Source organism: Ramlibacter sp. JJN2-2R (assembly GCF_057747835.1).
In genome coordinates this window covers 1387728-1407011 of the sequence record NZ_CM173226.1, presented here as the reverse complement: position 1 = coordinate 1407011, position 19284 = coordinate 1387728, and the positions used below count along the sequence as shown (strand labels likewise).

General features: G+C 73.9%; 15 protein-coding genes. 7 read left to right on the top strand and 8 right to left on the bottom strand.

Features of this window, described 5'->3' with window-relative positions; translation table 11 throughout:
• Positions 1–144: 144 nt before the first annotated feature.
• Genes AC3ANR_RS06905 through AC3ANR_RS06885 form a run of 5 tightly spaced genes read left to right on the top strand, consistent with a single transcriptional unit; the run spans position 145 to position 4619 of the window.
• The gene (locus tag AC3ANR_RS06905) at positions 145–1383 is read left to right on the top strand and encodes a cytochrome-c peroxidase (protein WP_488291141.1); all 1239 of its coding nucleotides are present in this window, start codon (positions 145–147) and stop codon (positions 1381–1383) included.
• A gap of 36 nt (positions 1384–1419) precedes the next feature.
• Complete coding sequence (locus tag AC3ANR_RS06900) at positions 1420–2766, top strand: hypothetical protein (RefSeq protein WP_488291140.1); 1347 nt, start codon at positions 1420–1422, stop codon at positions 2764–2766.
• 4 nt (positions 2767–2770) lie between these two features.
• The gene (locus tag AC3ANR_RS06895; protein ID WP_488291139.1) at positions 2771–3316 is read left to right on the top strand and encodes an FMN-binding protein; all 546 of its coding nucleotides are present in this window, start codon (positions 2771–2773) and stop codon (positions 3314–3316) included.
• A gap of 5 nt (positions 3317–3321) precedes the next feature.
• A complete protein-coding gene (locus AC3ANR_RS06890) occupies positions 3322–4155 on the top strand; it encodes an FAD:protein FMN transferase (RefSeq protein WP_488291138.1) in 834 nt (277 codons plus the stop codon).
• Positions 4143–4619, top strand: coding sequence for a hypothetical protein (locus tag AC3ANR_RS06885; RefSeq protein ID WP_488291137.1), 477 nt, complete (start codon positions 4143–4145; stop codon positions 4617–4619). Before AC3ANR_RS06890 ends, AC3ANR_RS06885 begins: the two co-directional genes overlap by 13 nt.
• Before the next feature lie 7 nt (positions 4620–4626).
• Here AC3ANR_RS06885 and AC3ANR_RS06880 read toward each other — a convergent pair whose 3' ends face one another.
• Positions 4627–5325 (bottom strand): hypothetical protein, encoded by a 699-nt coding sequence (locus AC3ANR_RS06880; protein WP_488291136.1) that lies wholly within the window; start codon positions 5323–5325, stop codon positions 4627–4629.
• A 79-nt stretch (positions 5326–5404) separates the two neighbouring features.
• On the opposite strand from AC3ANR_RS06880, the gene AC3ANR_RS06875 reads away from it, so the two are divergent.
• Positions 5405–7561, top strand: a complete 2157-nt coding sequence (locus tag AC3ANR_RS06875; RefSeq protein ID WP_488291135.1) for a prolyl oligopeptidase family serine peptidase — start codon at positions 5405–5407, stop codon at positions 7559–7561.
• Here AC3ANR_RS06875 and AC3ANR_RS06870 read toward each other — a convergent pair.
• Together AC3ANR_RS06870 and AC3ANR_RS06865 are read right to left on the bottom strand one after the other, a co-directional pair.
• On the bottom strand, positions 7558–7968 hold the full coding sequence (locus tag AC3ANR_RS06870) for a hypothetical protein (RefSeq protein WP_488291134.1): 411 nt from the start codon (positions 7966–7968) through the stop codon (positions 7558–7560). The two genes, AC3ANR_RS06875 and AC3ANR_RS06870, sit on opposite strands and share 4 nt — an antisense overlap.
• A 164-nt stretch (positions 7969–8132) precedes the next feature.
• Positions 8133–10301, bottom strand: coding sequence for a prolyl oligopeptidase family serine peptidase (locus tag AC3ANR_RS06865; protein ID WP_488291133.1), 2169 nt, complete (start codon positions 10299–10301; stop codon positions 8133–8135).
• Between the two features lie 129 nt (positions 10302–10430).
• On the opposite strand from AC3ANR_RS06865, the gene AC3ANR_RS06860 reads away from it, so the two are divergent.
• Positions 10431–12431: a S9 family peptidase gene (locus AC3ANR_RS06860; RefSeq protein ID WP_488291132.1), complete on the top strand. Its 2001-nt coding sequence runs from the start codon at positions 10431–10433 to the stop codon at positions 12429–12431.
• Between the two features lie 93 nt (positions 12432–12524).
• On the opposite strand, the gene AC3ANR_RS06855 is transcribed toward AC3ANR_RS06860, so the two are convergent.
• The 5 genes from AC3ANR_RS06855 to AC3ANR_RS06835 all read right to left on the bottom strand — a co-directional run bounded on the left by AC3ANR_RS06855 (position 12525) and on the right by AC3ANR_RS06835 (position 19268).
• On the bottom strand, positions 12525–12803 hold the full coding sequence (locus tag AC3ANR_RS06855) for a cupin domain-containing protein (RefSeq protein ID WP_488291131.1): 279 nt from the start codon (positions 12801–12803) through the stop codon (positions 12525–12527).
• 228 nt (positions 12804–13031) lie between these two features.
• Positions 13032–14840 carry a DUF885 domain-containing protein gene (locus AC3ANR_RS06850; RefSeq protein ID WP_488291130.1) on the bottom strand — a complete coding sequence of 603 codons (1809 nt, stop codon included), beginning with the start codon at positions 14838–14840 and terminating at the stop codon, positions 13032–13034.
• A 77-nt stretch (positions 14841–14917) separates the two neighbouring features.
• Positions 14918–16687: a bifunctional metallophosphatase/5'-nucleotidase gene (locus AC3ANR_RS06845; RefSeq protein ID WP_488291129.1), complete on the bottom strand. Its 1770-nt coding sequence runs from the start codon at positions 16685–16687 to the stop codon at positions 14918–14920.
• Between the two features lie 14 nt (positions 16688–16701).
• The gene (locus tag AC3ANR_RS06840; RefSeq protein ID WP_488291128.1) at positions 16702–17220 is read right to left on the bottom strand and encodes a GNAT family N-acetyltransferase; all 519 of its coding nucleotides are present in this window, start codon (positions 17218–17220) and stop codon (positions 16702–16704) included.
• A complete protein-coding gene (locus tag AC3ANR_RS06835) occupies positions 17217–19268 on the bottom strand; it encodes a M3 family metallopeptidase (protein WP_488291127.1) in 2052 nt (683 codons plus the stop codon). The genes AC3ANR_RS06840 and AC3ANR_RS06835 overlap by 4 nt, the downstream gene beginning before the upstream one ends.
• Positions 19269–19284: the final 16 nt, after the last annotated feature.

The following is a 19284-nucleotide window of genomic DNA, read 5'->3' as shown; positions in this document are numbered from 1 at the left end:
CTGCCCGGCCCACGTGATCCGCACGGGAATGCCCTGCGCCCCAAGGTTGTCTCCTCGCGGCGACGTTTTCGTCCCGCTCCCACGGTTTTTCCTTGTCTCGGCCGTTGGCATGCATAAAATGCGAATCGTTCTCATTTGCGTGCCATGCCTTTTCCCCTGCCGATCCGCTCGCCCCTCTCCTTCCCGTTCCGCTGGTTGCCGGCGCTCGCCGCGGCGGCGGTGCTCGCAGCCTGCGGCGGTGGCGGCGGCAGCCCGGGGTCGGCCGCGCCGGCGGCGGTGGCGCAGGCCGCCGCGCAGCAGCTCAGCCCCGCCGCCGAGCTCGGCGAGCTGATCTTCAAGGACGCGACGCTGTCGGCGTCGGGCCGGCTGTCGTGCGCCTCCTGCCACGACCCGCAGCTCGGGCACGCCTCGCCGTTCGACACGCCGGTGGCGATGGGCGGGCCGAACCTCGACCAGGCCGGCCTGCGCAACCCGCCCTCGCTGCGCTACCTGCGCTTCAACGGCAGCTTCCGGATCGAGGCCGACGGCACGCCCACGGGCGGCTTCTTCTGGGACGGCCGCGCGGCGACGCTGCAGGAACAGGCCCGCGGCCCCTTCCTCAATGCGCGCGAGATGGCCAACCCCGACGTCGCGTCGATCGTCGCCAAGCTGGCCGCCGCGCCCTACGCGGCCCGGTTCCGCGCCGTGTTCGGCGACGACATCCTGGCCAGCCCCGACGCCGCCTTCGACCGCGTGACGATGGCGCTGCAGCGCTACCAGCTCGAGGCGCCCGAGTTCGCGCCGTTCTCGAGCAAGTTCGATGCGTTCACGGCCGGCCGCGCCAGCCTCACGCCGCAGGAGATGAACGGCCTCGCGCTCTTCAACCGGGCCGACAAGGGCAACTGCGCCGCCTGCCACTCGAGCACCCGACCGGCCAACGCGCCGGGCGCGCTGTTCACCGACTTCAGCTACGACAACCTCGGCCTGCCGCGCAACGCGGCCATCGCCGACAACGCCGACCCGTCCTTCTTCGACGGCGGCCTGTGCGGCGCCACCCGGGCCGACCTCGCCGCGCGCACCGACCTGTGCGGCGCGTTCAAGGTGCCGAGCCTGCGCAACGTCGCCTTGCGCAAGCACCTGTTCCACAACGGCGCCTTCACCTCGCTGGAGCAGGCGATCCGCTTCTATGTGCGGCGCGACACCGACCCGCAGCTGTGGTACCCGCTCGATCCGCTGGGCAACCCGGTGCCCTACGACGACATCCAGCCCGCGTTGCGCGCCAACGTGAACACCAGCGAGGCGCCCTACAACCGCCGCCCCGGCCAGGCGCCGGCGCTCACGGATGACGAGATCCAGGATCTCGCCAGCTTCCTGCGCACCCTCACCGACGGCTACACGCCCTGAGCCCGCGCACCCGATTCCACAGAAGAGAACGACCGCATGAAGAAAACCACCACCCCCGCCCTGCGCCTGGGCACCCTCGCGCTCGCCGCCCTGGCCGCCTGCGGCAGCGCCGCAGCGCAATCCGACAGCGAAGTCGCGCAGCAGCTGCGCCAGTTGCGCCAGGAGCTGCAGCAGGTGCGCCAGGAGCTCGACACGCTCAAGCGCCGGCAGGCCGATGTTCCGGCTGCTCCCGTTGCGCCCACGGCCCCGACCGCGTCGACCGCAGGCGCCTGGAGCAGTGCCGCGCCGGCACCCACGGCCGCACCGGGGTCCGCCAGCGCGCCGTCCGGCACGGGCCTGAGCTTCTTCGGCTACGGCGAGCTGAGCTACTCGCGCCCGCGTCGCGACGCCGCCAGCGCCGTCGCGACGGCGGGCCGCGGCGTGTTCGGCTTCGGCTACGCGTTCAGCGAGCGCACCCGCATGGCGGCCGAGATCGAGATCGAGAACGCCGTCGCGTCCGCGTCGGACCAGGGCGAGGTGGCCTTCGAGCAGCTGTACGTCGAGCACGACATCCAGCCCTCGCTGTCGGCGCGCGCCGGCCTGTTCCTGATGCCCGTGGGCTACATGAACGAAACGCACGAGCCCACGCGCTACTTCGGCGTGCAGCGCAACCTGGTCGAGACGGCCATCATCCCGACCACCTGGCGCGAGCTGGGCGTGGGCCTGCGCGGCACGACCGACGCCGGCCTGCGCTGGGACGCCGGCGTCGTCACCGGCTTCGACCTCACCAAGTGGGACGCCGACAGCAGCGAAGGACGCGAGTCGCCGCTGGGCGCCATCCACCAGGAAGGCCAGCTGGCCAAGGCGCGCAGCCTGGCCGGCTACGCGGCGGTCAACTACAACGGCATCCCGGGCCTGAACGTGGGCGGCAGCGCCTACCACGGCGGCGCGGGCCACCGGCAGCCGGGCTTCGCCGGCGCCGATGCGACCGTCTCGCTGGCCGAGGCGCACGTGCGCTGGCAGCCGGGCCGCTGGGACCTGTCGGCCCTGGCCGCCACCGGCCGCTTCGGCGGCGTCTCCGCGCTCAACGCCACGTTCGCCGGCCAGGACACGCCGGTCCCCGAGCGCTTCGGCGGCTGGTACGCGCAGGCCGCGTACAAGGCCTGGCAGCGCGGCGAGCAGGCGCTGTGGCCGTTCGCGCGCTACGAGCGCGTGAACACCGCGCAGGCCTACTCGGGCCTACCGGCGGGCCTGGCGCCGGCGATCCAGCCCGACACGCGCGTGCTCACCGTCGGCGCCAACTACTACCTGCACCCGCAGGTGGTCGTGAAGGCCGACTACATGCGCTTCCTCAACGACAGCCAGCTCGACCGCTTCAACCTCGGCGTCGGCTTCCACTTCTGACGCCATGCTCCGCCGCCGCACCCTCGCCCTCGCCGCCGGCGCCGCGCTCTGGAACGCGCGCGCCTTCGCGGCCGTGTACATGGACATCGAGCAGGCGCGCAAGCTCCTGCTGCCGCGGGCCGCGGCCTTCCAGCCCTGGGCGCTGCCGCTGGACGCGGCCTCGCTCGCCGCGGTCGCGCAGGCCAGCCAGACCCGCATCCCGCCCGGCTACGCGCCGGCCGGCTGGGTGGGCCTGGACGACCAGGGCGCGCGCGTGGGCTTCGTGCTGGCCGACCGCGTGGTCGGCAAGTTCGAGCTGATCGACTACGCGGCGGGCTTCGCCCCCGACGGCACCGTCACGCAGGTGGAGGTGCTGGCCTACCGCGAATCGCACGGCGCGGAGATCCGCAACCTCGCCTGGCGCAAGCAGTTCGCCGGCCGCAAGGGGCCGGGCCAGCTGCGCTTTGGCGACGACATCCGCAACATCTCGGGCGCCACGCTCTCGTGCCAGCACGTCACCGAAGGCATGCAGCGGCTCTCGGCGCTGGTGCTGGCGCAACTGCAGCGCTGAACGGCATGGACCCGGCGATCCACGGCGACCTCGTGCAGCGTGCGCAGCCCTGGCTGGGCACGCTCGTGACCGTGCAGGCCGCGAGCGAAGGCATGGCCGACGCGGCGATCGCGCAGGCGCTCGACGCCGCGTTCAGCGCGATCGCGCGCGTGCACACGGCGATGAGCGCGCATGCGCCCGATTCCGACCTGGCCCGGCTGGCGCGCGCGCGCCGCGGCGACCGCATCGGCGTGAGCGCCGACACCGCGGCGGTGCTGCGCATGGCGCAGGCGTGGCGGCAGGCCAGCGCCGGGGCGTTCGACGCCCAGCGCGCCGGCGAGCAGCTGGCGGCCCGCGGCGCCCGGCCCGGCCTCGACGCGCCGCGCGTGCCCGGCGCCGGCCTGCCCGCGTGGGAGCTGCTGCCGGGCGACGTCGTGCAGGCCGAAGGCCCGGTGCGCCTGGACCTCGGCGGCATCGCCAAAGGCCATGCCGTCGACCAGGCCGTCGCCGCCCTGCGCGCGCACGGCATCCGCAGCGGCCTGGTCAACGCCGGCGGCGACCTGCGCGCGTTCGGCGAGCGCACCTGGCGCATCGAGGTCCAGCACCCGGTCGTGCGCGCCCGCTCGCGCCGGCTGCTGCGGCTGCGCGAGGGCGCCGTCGCCACCTCGCTGGGCGCGCCGGCCAACGCCGACTTCGTGCCCACGCGGCGGCGCGCGGCGCGCTGGCAGCACACGACCGTGCTGGCGCGCGACTGCGCCACCGCCGACGCGCTCACCAAGTGGGCCCTGCAGGACCCCGCGCCGTCGCTGCGCCTGCACGCCGCCCTGTCGCGCCTGGGAGCCCGCCTGTGGCGCGCCTGAGCGAATTCGCCCGCCACCACGGCGGCTGGCCGCGCTCGGGCGCGGCCTGGACGTCGCTGCTGGTGCTGGCGCTCTGGGCGACCGGCCTGCTGTTGGAGTGGTGGCCCGCCGAGCAGGCGCCGCTGCTGGAGGGCTGGCAGGCGGCGCTGCGCCACGCGGCGGTGGTCGCGCACGGCACCGGCGCCTGGCTGTTCTGCCTGTTCGCGGGCCGCTGGATGTGGCCGCACGCGCAGCTTGTTTGGCGCCGCGCCGCGGACACGAAATGGCTGCTGGGCATGGCCGCCGGCGCGCTCGCGCTGGGTGCCGCCGTCACCGGCCTGCTGCTGCTGTACGGCCCCGGATCGCTGCGCGACGGGCTCGTCGTCACGCACTGGTGGACGGCGGTCGGCTGGCCGCTCGTGATCGTGGCGCACGCGCGCAAGCTGCTGTCGCCGGCGGCCTGGGCCGGGCGGCGCCGGCACTGAAGCCGCGTCAGTCGGCCGGAGGCGGCCGGATCGCCTCGACCTGCTGCGGATCGGCCTCGAGCAGGCGGATGTCGGCCGGCAGCGGCGCGGCTGGGTCGCCCACGGTCACGTCCGTGATCCCGAACTGCCGCAGTGCCTGCGGCGCGAGCGTGTAGAAGTCGTCGGCCGCGAACGGCGCGAGCTTGCCGAACCAGCACACGAAGCCGTCCACCCCGAGCCGATCGAAGAACGCCGCCTCGCGCCGCGCGAGCGCGCGGGCCTGGTCCATCTCGGCCTGGCTCCACTGGCCCTGCCCGGTCCGGTCCAGGTACAGCACGTGCGCCATGTTGCCGTGCCAGCCCACCGATGCGAGCGTGGCCAGGCGCTTGTGGCGCGCGGCCGGGAAGACGTAGTTCGCGCACGAGGACAGGCATTTCGCCGGCACTTCCAGGTCGAGCCCGCGCTCGTGGATGGCCTCGGCCATGTCCAGCGCGGCGTCCACCAGGCCGCCGCCGGAGGTGATCACGACTCTGGCCACGCCCGGCTCGCGCAGCAGCTCGCGAAAGCGCGCCACCGCGGTCGCGGTGATGCGCCCGGCGAACACGATGGCGTCGTCCTGGCGTTGGACGCTCGTGGCGTCCTGGGCCGCCGCCGGCGGCGCGGCGACCGCCAGCAGCAGGCCGAGCACACCGGCCGGCCAAGCTCGCTTCAGGGGGCGCAGGGGCATCGAGGCGCAGCATAACGGCGACTCGCGCCGCGCTGGGGCCGCTGCCTACAATCGCGCGCTTGTCCCCGGAGAGACCACGATGAGGATCCCCCTGCGTTCGCTCGCGGCCGCCGCCGCCCTGGCCCTGGCGGCCGCTCCCGCGCTGGCCGCGCCGCCGCCGGTGCGCGACACCGCGGAGACGATCCATGGGGTCAAGGTCCACGACCCGTACCGGTACTTCGAGAACGTGAAGGACCCCGAGGTGCAGGCCTGGATGCGCGACCAGGGCGCGCAGGCCCGGCAGTCGCTGGACCGCATCGAGGGGCGCGATGCGATGGAAAAGCGCATCGCCGAGCTGTCCGCGGCGGCCGGCGATGCGATCACCGCCGTGACGCGCATGCCGGGCAACCGCCTCTATTTCCTCCGGCGCGCGCGCGGCGAGCGCCAGTACAAGCTGGTGCTGCGCGAGGCCGGCCGCGACCGCGTGCTGGTCGATCCGCAGGTGCAGAGCGCGCGCACCGGGGTGCCGCACGCGATCAACTACTACAAGCCGTCGTGGGACGGCCGCCACGTCGCCTACGGGCTGTCGGCCGGCGGCTCGGAGGAGGCCTCGCTGTCGATCCTGGACGTGCGTACCGGCCAGCCCGTGGGCGAGCCGATCCCCCGCGTGCGCGAGCCGAACGTGAGCTGGCTGCCGGACAGCCGCTCGTTCACCTACAACCAGCTGCGCGCCCTCGACCCCGAGTCGCCCGAGACGGAGACCTACCAGGACAGCGCCGTGATGTGGCAGCGCGTCGGCGCGCCGGCCGCCCAGGCGCGTGCCGTGTTCGGCCCGACGGTGAACCGGCAGCTCGGCCTGGTGCGCCTGGACGTGGGCGCCATCACCTTCACGCCGGGCAGCCGCTGGATGGTGGCGCGCACCACCGACACGACGTCGCCCGAAGGGTCGCTGTTCGTGGCCGAGGTGGCCGACCTCGCGCGCGGCGGCGAGGTGCCGTGGAAGCGCATCGCCTCGCCCGCCGACCGGATCGTCGAGATCGACCTGAAGGGCGACGACCTCTACCTGCGCACGCACAAAGACGCGCCGCTGTACCGCCTGCTCAAGCTGGACCTGCGCCAGCCGCAGCTGGCGCGGGCCGTCGAGGTGGCGCGCCCGCCCGCGGGCGGCGTGCTCGAGGGCTTCGTCGTCGGGCGCAACGGCGTGATGGGCATGGTGCGCAGCGGCACGGCGATCGGCCTGCGCCTGTACGCGCCGGGCGACACGGCAGGCCGCGCGATGCCGTTGCCCTTCACGGGCGCCGCCGTGGCGCACGACGATCCCGCGCACGTGCACGCCGACTGGCTCTACACGCTCGCCGGCTGGACGCAGTGGCCGCGCACCTTCCGCCTGGACGGCACGCGGTCCACCGACACCGGCCTGCGGCCGCAGGTCAGGCTGCCCGGGGTGCCGCCGATCGAGGTCACCGAGGTGCAGGTTCGCAGCCACGACGGCGTCGAGGTGCCGATGACGCTGCTGCACCGCAAGGGCCTGCGCCGCGACGGCAGCAATCCCACGCTGCTGAACGGCTACGGCTCCTACGGCCACTCGGAGACGGCGCACTTCAACCCGGCGTCGCTGGCGTGGCTGGAGCGCGGCGGCGTGCTGGCGTACGCCAACGTGCGCGGCAGCGGCGTGCACGGCGAGCCGTGGCACCGCGCCGGCTTCAAGGCCACCAAGCGCAACACCTGGAAGGACGGCATCGCCTGCGCGCAGTACCTGCTCGCGCAGCGCTATGCGTCACCGGCGACGCTGGGCGTGATGGGCACCAGCGCCGGCGGCATCTTCGTCGGCCGCGCGGTCACCGAGGCGCCGCAGCTGTTCGCCGCGGCGGTGTTCAACGTCGGCGTGATGGACGCGGTGCGCGCCGAGGAAAGCGCCAACGGCGTCACCAACATCTCCGAATTCGGCAGCTACAAGGACCCGTCCGAGTTCCCGGCCCTGCTGGAGATGAGCACCTACCACCACATCCAGGACGGCACCGCCTATCCGGCCGTGCTGCTGGTGCACGGGCTGAACGACCCGCGCGTGGACGTGTGGCACAGCGCCAAGACGGCCGCGCGGCTGCAGGCGGCCAGCACCAGCGGCAAGCCGGTGCTGCTGCGCCTGGACGCCCAGGCCGGCCACGGCGTCGGCAGCACCGCCACGCAGCGCTACGCGATGGCGGCGGACGTCTACAGCTTCCTGCTCTGGCAGATGGGGAAGGTGTCGGCCCGCTAGCGCGTGGCCTTGTCCTTGTCGGCGCCCATGGAGCGGGCCTCGTCGTCCTTCTTGCCGGCGACTTGGTCCTCGGGCACCCACTTGCCGCCGGTGAGGGTCCACTTGCCGTCCGGCCGCTGGACCCACTTGTGCTGCTCGTAGGCCATGCCTTCCTTCTTGAGCACCCACTCGCCGCGCTGCCACTCGTAGCGGCCGTCCTTCCAGGTGTAGTAGCCCTTGGACCAGACGTAGCCCTCGGCCGGCGGGGGCGTGGTCTCCCACGAGCCCGAAGGCGGCGCGACGTCGGTCACCAGCTCGGGTTCCGGCGCGGGCTTCTTGACCTTGTCCTTCTTGCCCGCGGCCAGGGCCGCGGGGCTGGCGGCGATCGCGGCGCACAACAGGGCCGCGCCCATCCATTGCTGCTTCATACGAGACTCTCCAGTGCTGGCTCGCCCACCTTGTCTCGCGGGCGGCGCCGCCCGTGGGTCGGAATCGGCCGGCAGGCTGTGCGGGACGGTTCCGACTGCGGGCACGTGCGCGACAGTGGGGCGCGCCGGCCCTCCCCCGCCGCCGCGCGAGCCCCCGGGCGCGGTCAGCGCGCGGCCGGCCCGACCTGCATCCAGAGGAAGGCGTAGACCATCGCCTGGATGTGCGCGCGCTGGCGCGCATCGGCGGCGCCGCCGTGGCCGCCTTCCATGTTCTCGTAATACAGCACGTCGTGGCCCTGCGACTGCATGCGGGCCACCATCTTGCGCGCGTGCCCCGGATGCACGCGGTCGTCGCGCGTGCTGGTGGTGAAGAAGGTGCGCGGATAGCGCACGCCGGCGCGCACCTGCTGGTAGGGCGAGTAGCGCGAGATGAACGCCCAGTCGGCGGGATCGTCCGGGTCGCCGTACTCGGCCATCCAGCTCGCGCCGGCCAGCAGCCGGTGGTAGCGGCGCATGTCCAGCAACGGCACCTCGCACACGACGGCGCCGAACAGCTCGGGCCGCTGCGTCATCGCCGCCCCGACCAGCAGGCCGCCGTTGCTGCCGCCCTGGATGGCCAGGTGCGCGGGCGAGGTGATGCGCCGCGCCACCAGGTCCTCGGCGATCGCGATGAAGTCGTCGTAGCTGCGCTGCTTGTGCTCGCGGACCGCGGCCTGGTGCCACGCCGGCCCGAACTCGCCGCCGCCGCGCAGGTTGGCGATCACCAGCACGCCGCCGCGGCGCAGCCAGAACTCGCCGCGCACCGGCGCGTAGGCCGGCTGCAGGCTGACCTCGAAGCCGCCGTAACCGTACAGCAGCGTCGGGTTGTCGCCGCCCGCGTGCGCGCCGGCCGGCCACACCACGTAGTACGGCACGCGCGTGCCGTCGCGGCTGGTGGCGAACGCCTGCTCGGCGCGCATGCCGGCGGCGTCGAAGAACGCGGGGCCGCGCTTGAGCAGCCGGCGCTCGTCGGTGCCGGTGCGCGCGAGGAACAGCGAGTCGGGCGTGAGGAAGTCCTCGTAGCCGAGGAAGTAGTCCTCGGCCAGCGGGTCGTCGTCCAGGCCCGGGTCGTGCAGCGCCGTGGCCCACAGCTGGCCCTTGCCCGGCACGTTCACGACGCGCCGGCGCCAGCCGCCGCCCTCGGGCACCAGCTCCTCCAGCGTGCTGCTGACGTTGTCCAGCACGTGCAGCAGCAGGCGCGAGCGCGTGGGCACGATGCCGCCGCGCTCCAGGCTGCGGCTGGGCGTGGGCGCGAACAGCACCTCGAAGCGGCGCTCGCCGCGCAGGAACGCCTGCAGGCTGGTGGCCAGCAGCGCGCCCGACGGGTGCGTCGTGCCGGCGACGGTCCAGTCGCTGCGCGTCTGCAGCAGCATCAGGTCGTCGCGCAGGTCGACGTCCGCATCGTCGGGCTTGTCGATGCGCTGCAGCCCCGCCTCGCCGAGCAGGAACAGCTCGTGCCGGTAGAAGTCGATCACGCGCATGAACAGGTGGCGCTGGCGGCCGCCCTCGTGCAGCACGTGCACCGCCACGCGCACGTCGCCGGGCTGCGCCTCGAACACCGTCTCGGCCTGCGCCAGCGGCGTGCCGCGGCGCCAGCGCTTGACGATGCGCGGGTAGCCCGAGGTCGTCATGGACCCGGGGCCGAAGTCGGTGGCCACATAGATCGCATCGCGGTCGATCCACTGGAAGGTCGTCTTGGCTTCGGGCAGCACGAAGCCGTCCGGCACGAAGCGCCGCGCGCGCAGGTCAAACTCGCGCACCACGTTCGCATCCGAGCCGCCGCGCGACAGCACCACCAGCGCGCGGTCGATGTCCGCGGCGCGGCGCGCCGGCACGGGCTGCTCGCCGTGCCAGACCCAGCTCTCGTTCTCGGCGCGGCCGAGCCCGTCGACGTCCAGCACCACGTCCCAGGCCGGCTGCGCCGAGGCGAAGTCCGCCAGCGTCGTGCGCCGCCACAGGCCCCGCACGTGCGCCTCGTCGGTCCAGAAGTTGTAGACGTGGTCGCCCACGCGGCGCACGTAGGGGATGCGCTCGCGCGAGGTGAGGATCTGCAGCATCCGCGCCTCGTCGGCCTGGAAGCCGGGCCGCGCGGCCAGCAGCGCCTGGGCGGCCTCGCTGCGCTCGCGCGCCCAGGCAAGGGCGCGCTCGTCGCTGACGCCTTCGAGCCAGAGGTTCGGGTCGTCCGGCGTGGCGTCGGTCGCAGGGGTGGGCGTCATGGGGCTCCTGGGCGGGGTGGTGCAGCCGGACGCGGCCAGGGCGGCCAGCATCGGCAGGGCTTGTCGTCGGGTGGGCATGGGCCCGGCGATTGTCCGGCACTTGGCCCGGCAGCCCGCGGCGGCGGGCCGGGGGTGGGCAATCCCCGGCGGGCCGCGCCGCACCGTGCGACACAATGCCGAGTCACTCCCTTCTTCGCGAGACCGCCCATGGCCACGAGCACTTTCACCGTCGAAGACCACATCCGCCTGCGCCGGGTGGCGAGCATCGCGCGCTCGCCCGACGGCAGCTGGCTGGCGGTGGCGGTGCAGCGGCTCGACCGCGACGGCACCAGGTACGTGTCGGACCTGTGGAAGCTGCCCACCGCGGGCGGCGAGGCGATCCAGCTCACGCGCGGGGACAGCAACGACGTCGCGCCGTGCTTTCGCCACGACGGCGCGCTGGGCTTCCTGTCGAACCGCCAGCCCAACGAGGTCAAGCCGGACGAGGAGGCCGACAAGCGCATGCAGGTCTGGCTGCTGCCGGCCAGCGGCGGCGAGCCGCAGCAGCTCACCGACGAGCCGCTGGGCATCGAGGCGTTCCGGTTCGCGGCCCGCGCCGACCGCATGGTGTTCTTCGCGCCGGTGCTGCGCGACGTGCCGGCCGACAAGCAGCGCGAGACGGCCGCCGAACGGGCGAAGAAGGGCCCCAGCGCGCGCACCTTCCGCCGCCAGCCGGTGCGGCACTGGGACCACTGGCTGCACCAGGACGCCGACCGCGCGCACACGCACCTGCTGGCGGCCAGCGCGCGCGGCACCGACCGCGCCGACCTGACGCCGGACGCGGCCGGCGAGCTGGACATCGAGCCGCACCTGGACATCGCCGCCGACGGCGCCCGCGCCGTGATGACGTGGCGCACGCCCGGCGACGACCGCGCCGGCGACACGCACCTGGCGCTCGTCGACCTGGCGACGCGAGCGCGCACCATCCTGCCCCAGGCTTCCTTCACCACCATGGAGGGCCCGCGCTTCTCGCCCGACGGCACGCAGCTGGCCGCGGTGCGCGCCACCCGGTCCGCCAAGGACGTGGTGCGGCCCACCCTGGTGATCGTCGACGTCGCCGGGCAGGCGGTGCGCGAACTGGCGCTCGACTGGGACCGCTGGCCGCATCCGCATGACTGGTCCGCCGACGGCCGGCAGGTGCTGGCCACGGCCGACGACGAAGGCAGTGTGCCGGTGTTCGCCATCGACGCCGCCTCGGGCCGCGTCGAGCGCCTGACCGGGCCGGCCGAAGGCGCGCATGCCGAGGTCGTGGCCCTGCCACGGGGCGGCTTCGCCTGCAGCCGCTCGTCGCTGCTGGACGCGCCGGAGTGCTACGTGCACGAGGGCCGGCCCGGCGCCGCGCTGCGGCCGCTGGCGCGGCTGTCCGGCTTCACGCCGGCCCACGCGTGGGCCGAGACCGAAAGCATCACCACCGTGTCGAGCGACGGCACGCCGATCCAGAGCTGGGTCACGCGGCCGCGCGGCGCCAGGCAGGCGCGCCCGGTGCTGCTGTGGATCCACGGCGGCCCGATCGGCATGAGCGGCGACGGCTGGCACTGGCGCTGGAACGCGCTGCTGGCGGTGGCGCAGGGCTACGCGGTGGTGCAGCCCAACCCGCGCGGCTCGACCGGCTTCGGCCAGGCGTTCGTGCAGGGCATCTGGGGCAACGTCTGGGGCGAGCAGTGCTACCGCGACCTGATGGCCGTGACCGACGCGCTGGAGCGCCGGCCCGACATGGACCCGGCCCGCATCATGGCCATGGGCGGCAGCTTCGGCGGCTACATGACCAACTGGATCGGCACCCAGACCCAGCGCTTCCGCTGCCTGGTCACGCACGCCAGCATCGTGACCATGGCCAACTTCACCGGCACCACCGACCACCCCGGCTGGTGGTACCTGGAGATGGGCGGCGAGAACCCCTATGCCGACCCGGCCGGCTACGACCGCTACGCGCCGATCCGCCACATCGCCAACTGGAAGACGCCGGTGCTGATCCTGCACGGCGAGCGCGACTACCGCTGCCCGATCGGCGAGGGCCTGAACCTGTTCGAGGCGCTGCAGTACCACGGCGTGGACAGCGAGCTGGTCGTGTTCCCCGACGAGAACCACTGGATCCTCAAGCCGCGCAACGTCGTGGCCTGGTACCAGCAGGTGCTGGGGTTCGTCGGCCGGCACATGGCGCCGCGCTGAACGGCGTGCACGGCCCGCGCGGGGGCGTTCGCGCCCCGGGGTCGACGTGCCGCAACGGGCGCGGCGCGAGCCGCGACGGTCCTCCGCGCGCGATCAGGCGCGACGAGCGACCCAGTAGGTGGCGCCGCGCGCGCCATAGCGCTCGGCGTGCGGCGTCTCGCGCGCCAGCTCGAACGTGTCGCCCGGCAGCAGGTGGCGCTCGCGGCCATCCACGGCCAGCCACATCTCGCCTTCGACGACGAGCGCGCTGGCGTCGAAGGGATGCGTGTGGCTCGCCAGCACCAGGCCGGGCTCCCAGGTGCGCGCCAGCACCTGGTCGAAGCCCTGGGCCAGGGCCTGGCGGCGGAACTCGTCGAAGTCGGGCAGCTGCATGGCGGCGGTCCCCGGCGTCACACCAGGTGGCCGGCCAGCACCGCCAGGCCGGCGAGCTGGATGGCGAAGCCGACGATGAGTCTGGATCGGTTGCGCATGGGCGGTCTCCTGGTCGAAGCCCACACTGTAGGCAAGCCCGGCGCGGCGCTCAATGGGGCGCGCTGCATGGCCGGGATAGGAGCGGCCCATCCGGCAGAAAGCCGGCCCGCGGCGCGGGCCCGTTGCGCCTCAGCGCTGCGCGGCGATCCAGCGGTCGATCCTGGCTTCCAGCATGCTCAGCGGCATCGAGCCCTCGCCGAGCACCTGGGTGTGGAAGCGGCGGATGTCGAAGCGCTCGCCCAGCGCGCGGCGGGCGCGCTCGCGCAGCTCCAGGATCTTCAGTTCGCCGACCTTGTAGGCCAGCGCCTGGCCGGGCCACGCCATGTAGCGCTCGATCGCGCGGCGCGCGGACGACTCGCTGCGGCCCTGCATGTCGCGCACGTAGGCGATGGCCTGCTCGCGCGACCAGCCCTTCTCGTGCAGCCCGGTGTCGACCACCAGGCGCACCGCGCGCAGCAGCTCCATCTGCAGGCGACCGAGGTATTGCAGCGGGTCGTCGTACAGCCCCATGTCGTTGCCCAGGCTCTCGGCATACAGCGCCCAGCCTTCGCCGAAGGCGTCGTACCAGGCGTGGCGGCGGAAGGCCGGCAGCGGCAGCTCCTGCTGCAGGGCGATGTGGTAGTGGTGCCCGGGCTGCCCCTCGTGCAGGAACAGCGAGGTCATGCCGGGCGTGCTGTATTTCGCCGGGTCGGTGATCACGGTGTAGAACGCGCCGGGCCGCGAGCCGTCGGCAGCCGGCGGGATGTAGTGGTCGGAGGCCGTGTCGCGGCGGATCGGCTCCACCGCGCGGATCTCCAGCGCCGCCTTGGGCGCGCGCTCGAACAGCGATGGCAGCCTGGCCTTCACCTGCTCGTTGATCGCCGCATAGGCCCGCAGCACGTCCGCCTCGGTGCGGAACGGTCGCAGGCCGGGCGCCTCGTCGTAGTCGCGCAGGAACTCGTCCAGCGTCTGCGTGCTGCCCACGCGCTGGCGCACGCCGTCCATCTCGGCCCGGATGCGGGCCACCTCGCGCAGCCCCAGCTCGTGGATGGCCGCCGGCTCCATCGACGTGGTGGTGCTCGACGCGGCGAGCAGCCGGTACCAGCGCTTGCCGCCGGGCAGCGCGCCGATCCCCGAGCTGGGTCGCGCCGCGGCCAGGTAGCGCTCGGCCATGTAGACGCGCAGCCGATGCACGGCCGGCGCGAGCGAGCGGGTGACGACCGCGCGGTAGGCCGCAGCCAGCCGCGCCTGGTCGGCGGCCGGGACGGTGTCGGGAAACTGCCGGACGCCCGCGAGGTAGGGGCTGGCCTGCGGATCGCGCGTGTCCAGCGCCTCCAGCTGCGGCAGCGTGCGCTCGACCAGGGCGCGCGGCAGCACGATGCCCCGCGCGATGCCTTCGTCCATGTTGCGGATCGCCTGCGCGATCCAGGCCGGCAGGCCCTGCAGGCGGCGCAGGAAGTGCTCGTAGTTGGCGGTCGTGCGCAGCGGCTGGGCCGCCCGGCCCGTGGCCCACTGCGACAGCTTCACCGGCAGGCTGTCCATGTGCCCCACCGGGGTCAGGTGCCACGGGTACTCCAGCAGCGTGAGGCGGTCGTTGGCCTCGTACTGCAGCAGCTCGTGGGTGGTGCGGTCGGCCGCCGACAGGCTGGCGACGTCGATGCGGCGCAGTCCGGCCAGCACGCCGCGGTACAGGCGTTCCTGGCGCCGCAGGTGCGCCGGGGCGATGTCGATCTCGAACGCGCCTTCGTAGGCCGGATCGCCCGTGTTCTCGGTCGCGTCGACCGGGAACAGCGCCATCTTCGCGGCGTCGTAGCGGTCCGCCAGGGCGGCGAGCGCGGCGGAGCCGCCGGAGGAAGCCGGCGCACTCGCCAGGGCCGTGCGCCAGGGGGCGGCACCGGCCAGCGCCGCAACGGACAGGACGCGGTGCACGCCGCGGCGGGAGATCGGGAACATCGTCATGGGCCGCGATGCTAACCGTGCCGGCCGGATGTCCGGATCCGGCGCGGCGGGCCGGCGCGCGGCCCGAGCGGCCGGCTTCAGGGCTCTCGGACGATGCGCGTGGTGGCCGGCGCCGCGAGGGCGCCCTGCCCGGCGACGTAACTCTCGAAGGCGTCCAGGTCGAGCACGCCGCCGGTCACGTCCGTGCCCTCGGTGAACACGGTGTAGCCGTCGCCGCCGGCCGCCAGGAAACTGTTCATGGCGACGCGGTAGCGCCGCGCCGGCTCCACCGGTTGCCCGTCCAGGGTCATCGCGGTCACGCGCGCGCCGGCGGGCAGCCGCGGGTCGTAGCGGTACGCGAAGCCGGCCGAGGGCAGCAGCACGCGCGGCACCGGCTGGGCGCCGAACTGGTTCTGCTCCAGCACGGCCTTCAGCTGGGCGCCGGTGAGCGTCTTGACCACCAGCGTGTTCCCGAACGGCTGCGCCGTGAACAGCTGCCCGTAGGTCACCGGGCCGCCGCCCGGCGGCACGAGCAGGTCGGCCCGCACGCCGCCGGGATTCATGAAGGCGACCTGGGCGCCGCCGTGCTCCGGCGCGCGGGTCGCGGCCAGCTGCGAATCGGCCACGAGGTTGCCGAGGGCGCTCTCGCCGGCAGGGGTGGCGGTGCGGGTCACCGCTCCGGCCAGCCGGCCGACGACCCGCTGCACCAGCGGCGCCGCGGCAGCGGCATAGCGCGTGACGATGGCGTCCACCGCCGGGTCTCGCGCGAAGCTGGGCAGGCGCGGCGTGACCTCGATGCGCTCGCCGCTGGCGGCGGCGAAGCCCTCGCCCTGCACGATGACGTTGTCGGCGTCCTTGCCGACCAGGCGGCGCGAGCGCGGGTCGAAGTCGAGCCGGATGGCCGTGAGCAGCGTGCCGTACTGGCCCGCGCTGGTGAGCAGGAAGGGCCGGGACGGGTCGATGCGGCCGTGGTCGCAGACGTAGGCCCGGTGCGTGTGGCCGGACACGACCACGTCGACGGCGGGATCCAGCCCCTGCAGGATGGGCAGGATGTCGCCGGTCAGGTTGGGGCAGCTCTTGTCGTCGTAGCCGCCGGTGGTGGCGCCGCCTTCGTGGACCAGCACCACGATGGCATCGGCGCCCTGCGCCTTCAGCCCCGGCACCAGCGCGTTGGCCGTGCGGGCCTCGTCGGCGAACGTGAGGCCCGCCACGCCGCCGGGCGACACCAGCGTCGGCGTGCCGCGCAGCGTCATGCCGATGAAGCCCACGCGCACCGGACCCGCGGCCGTGCGGAATTCCTTCAGCGCCGTCGCGGGCAGCAGCGGCGCGCCGTCGCCGCGCAGCACGTTGGCCGCTAGGTACTGGAAGCGCGCGCCCGGGAACGGCCGGTCGACCGCGCACGGCTCGCGGCGGGTGTGCTGCTCGCAGCCGCCGTTCTGCAGGCGCAGCAGCTCGGGCACGCCGCGGTCGAATTCGTGGTTGCCGACCGCGGCCACGTCCAGGCCGACCGCGTTCATCACCGCCACGGCCGGCTCGTCGAGGAACAGCGACGACACGGGCGGGCTGGCACTCACCAGGTCGCCGGCGGCAACCACGGCGGTGTGCGGGTTGCGCGCGCGCAGCTGCCGCACTGCCGTGGCCAGGTAGGCCGCGCCGCCGGCCGGCACGGTCACGGTGGCCGTGGTGCCGGCGACCGGCGCGCTGATGGCGATGCGCGGCGGCTCCAGGTGGCCGTGGAAATCGTTCAGCGCGATCAGCTGGATGCGGATCGGCGCCGCCGGTTCGGCCACGGGCGGCTGCGCGCAGCCCGCGAGCAGGCCGGCCGCGGCGAGCGCCGCCGAGGCGAGAAAACGGGACACGAGTTGCATCGCGGACGCGCCGTTCAGCCGGCCGCGCCGGCGCGATGCACGTACACCTGCGCCGGGCTGCCCAGCAGCTCCACCTCGCCCTCGCGCTGCGCGCCCAGTGCCAGCGCGAGCCGGATCGACGGCGTGTTCTGCGGCCGGATCAGGCTGATGACGCGCTGGCGGTGCAGGACGTCGGTGGCCACGCGCAGGGCCGCGCCCGCGGCCTCACGCGCGTAGCCCTGGCCCCAGTGGTCGCGCCCCAGCAGCCAGGCGAGCTCGAAGCCGGGCCAGCCCGGCACGTCGATGAAGCCCGCATGGCCGATGAGCGGGCCGTCGCGCAACTGCACGGCCCAGATGCCGTAACCGAGCAGGGCCCAGTGGCCGAGCATGCCGGCCATGCTGCGCCAGGTGATCTCGGGCGTGTTCGCCTGCCCGACGCCCACGTAGCGCATCACCTCGGGATCGGCGCAGATGCGCGCATAGGCCGCATGGTCCTGCGGCTCGAACGTGCGCAGCACGAGCCGCGGCGTCTCCAGCCGGCGCGGCGCCGTCACGCCGGCTCCAGCAGGCCCTTCTGGGCGAGCAGCGGCTCCAGGCGCGGCGCGCGGCCGCGGAAGGCTTCGTAGGCGCGGCCCGGCTCCATCGTGTTGCCGGACGAATAGATGCAGCGCTTCAGGCGCTCGGCCACCTCGGGGGCGAACGGGTCGCCCGCCTCGACGAACGCGTCGTAGGCATCGGCGTCCAGCACCTCGGCCCACAGGTACACGTAGTAGCCGGCCGCATAGCCGCCGGCAAAGAGGTGCTGGAAATGCACCAGCCGGTGGTTCAGGCCCACGGCGGGCGGCAGGCCGCGCTCGCGCAGCACCTGCGCCTCGAAGGCGGGCCAGTCGGTCACGCCGGCGGGATCGCGATGGCCGTGCACCGCCATGTCGACGATCGCGCTGGCGCAGTAGCGCACCGTGTCGTAGGCCTGGCCGAAGTTCTGCGCCGCCTGGATGCGCCCGACCAGCGCCTCGGGGATCGGCTCGCCCGTCGCGACGTGCCGCGCGTGGCGGCGCAGCACCTGCGGCTCCGCCATCCAGTGCTCGAACAGCTGCGAGGGCAGCTCGACGAAGTCGCGCAGCACGGCGGTGCCGGACAGCTGGCGGTACGTCACGTCCGACAGCAGGCCGTGCAGCCCGTGGCCGAACTCGTGGAACAGCGTGCGCACGTCGTCGAAGCTCAGGAGCGTGGGCTCGCCCTTGGCAAAGTTGTTGTTGTTGATGATCACCGGCCGCGTCGGCCCGCCGTTGCGGCACTGCCAGTGGAAGCCGCTCATCCAGGCGCCGCTGCGCTTGTTCGGCCGGGCAAAGTTGTCGTGCAGGAACAGGCCGACCGGCGCACCGGCCGCGTCGACGACCTCGTACGCCTTCACGTCCGGGTGGTACAGCTTCAGCTCGGGGCGCGGCAGGAAGCGCACGCCGAACAGGCGCTGGGCGCAATCGAACGCGGCCTGCACCATCGCCTCGAGCGGGAAATACGGCTTGACCTCGGCGTCGTCCACGGCGTACTGGCGCTGGCGCACCTGCTCGGACCAGAAGCGCCAGTCCCAGGGCTCGAGCTCGCCGGTGTCGCCGGCGGCGCGGCGCACCTCGTCGATGGCCGCCCGCTCGCGCGCCAGCGCCTTGCACGCGCGCTCGTACACGTCGTCCAGCAGCCGGTGCACCGCCGCGGGCTCGCGCGCCATGCGGTCCACCAGCGCGTAGTCGGCATAGGTGGCGTAACCATGCAGGCCGGCCTGCTCGTGGCGCAGCCGGACGATCTCGCCGATCAGCGGCCGGTTGTCGTGCTCGCCGTCGGCCTCGCCGCGGCCGGTCCAGGCACGCCAGGCCGTCTCGCGCAGGTCGCGCCGCTGCGAGAAGGTGAGGAAGGGCACGATGGACGAGCGTGACAGCGTGATGGCGTACGCGCCCTCCTGGCCGCGGTCGGCCGCGGCGCGCTGCGCGGCGGCGCGCAGGAAGTCGGGCAGCCCGGCCAGGTCGGCCTCGTCGCGCAGCAGCAGGCTCCACCCGGACTCGTCGTGCAGCACGTTCTGGCCGAAGGCGGTGTTCAGCGCCGCGAGCCGCTCGGTGATGCGGGCATGGCGCGCCTGGCGATCGCCCGGCAGCAGCGCGCCGGCGCGCACGAAGTCCAGGTGCACGCGCTCGAGCAGGCGCAGCTGCTCGCTGGTGAGGCCGAGTTGCCGGCGCTGCTCGTGCAGCGCGTCGACGCGCCGGAACAGGCCCGCGTGCATCGAGATGGCGTTGGCGTGCGCGGCCAGCGGCACGGCCATGCGGCGCTGCACGGCGCGCAGCTCGTCGGAGCTTTCCGAGGAGCACAGGTTGTGGAACATCCCCTGGATGCGCGCCAGCAGCCGACCGCTGCGGTCGAGCGCCGCGATGGTGTTCTCGAACGTCGGCGCGTCCGCGCTGGCCGCGATGGCGTCGACCTCGGCGCGGTGCCGCGCCATGGCTTCCTGCAGCGCGGGTTCGAAGTGCGCGGCGGCGGTGCGGTCGAACGGGGGCAGCTGGAACGGGGCGTCCCACGGCTGCAGCAACGGATTGGTGTCGGTGGAAGGGGTCATGGGCAGGGGGGATGGG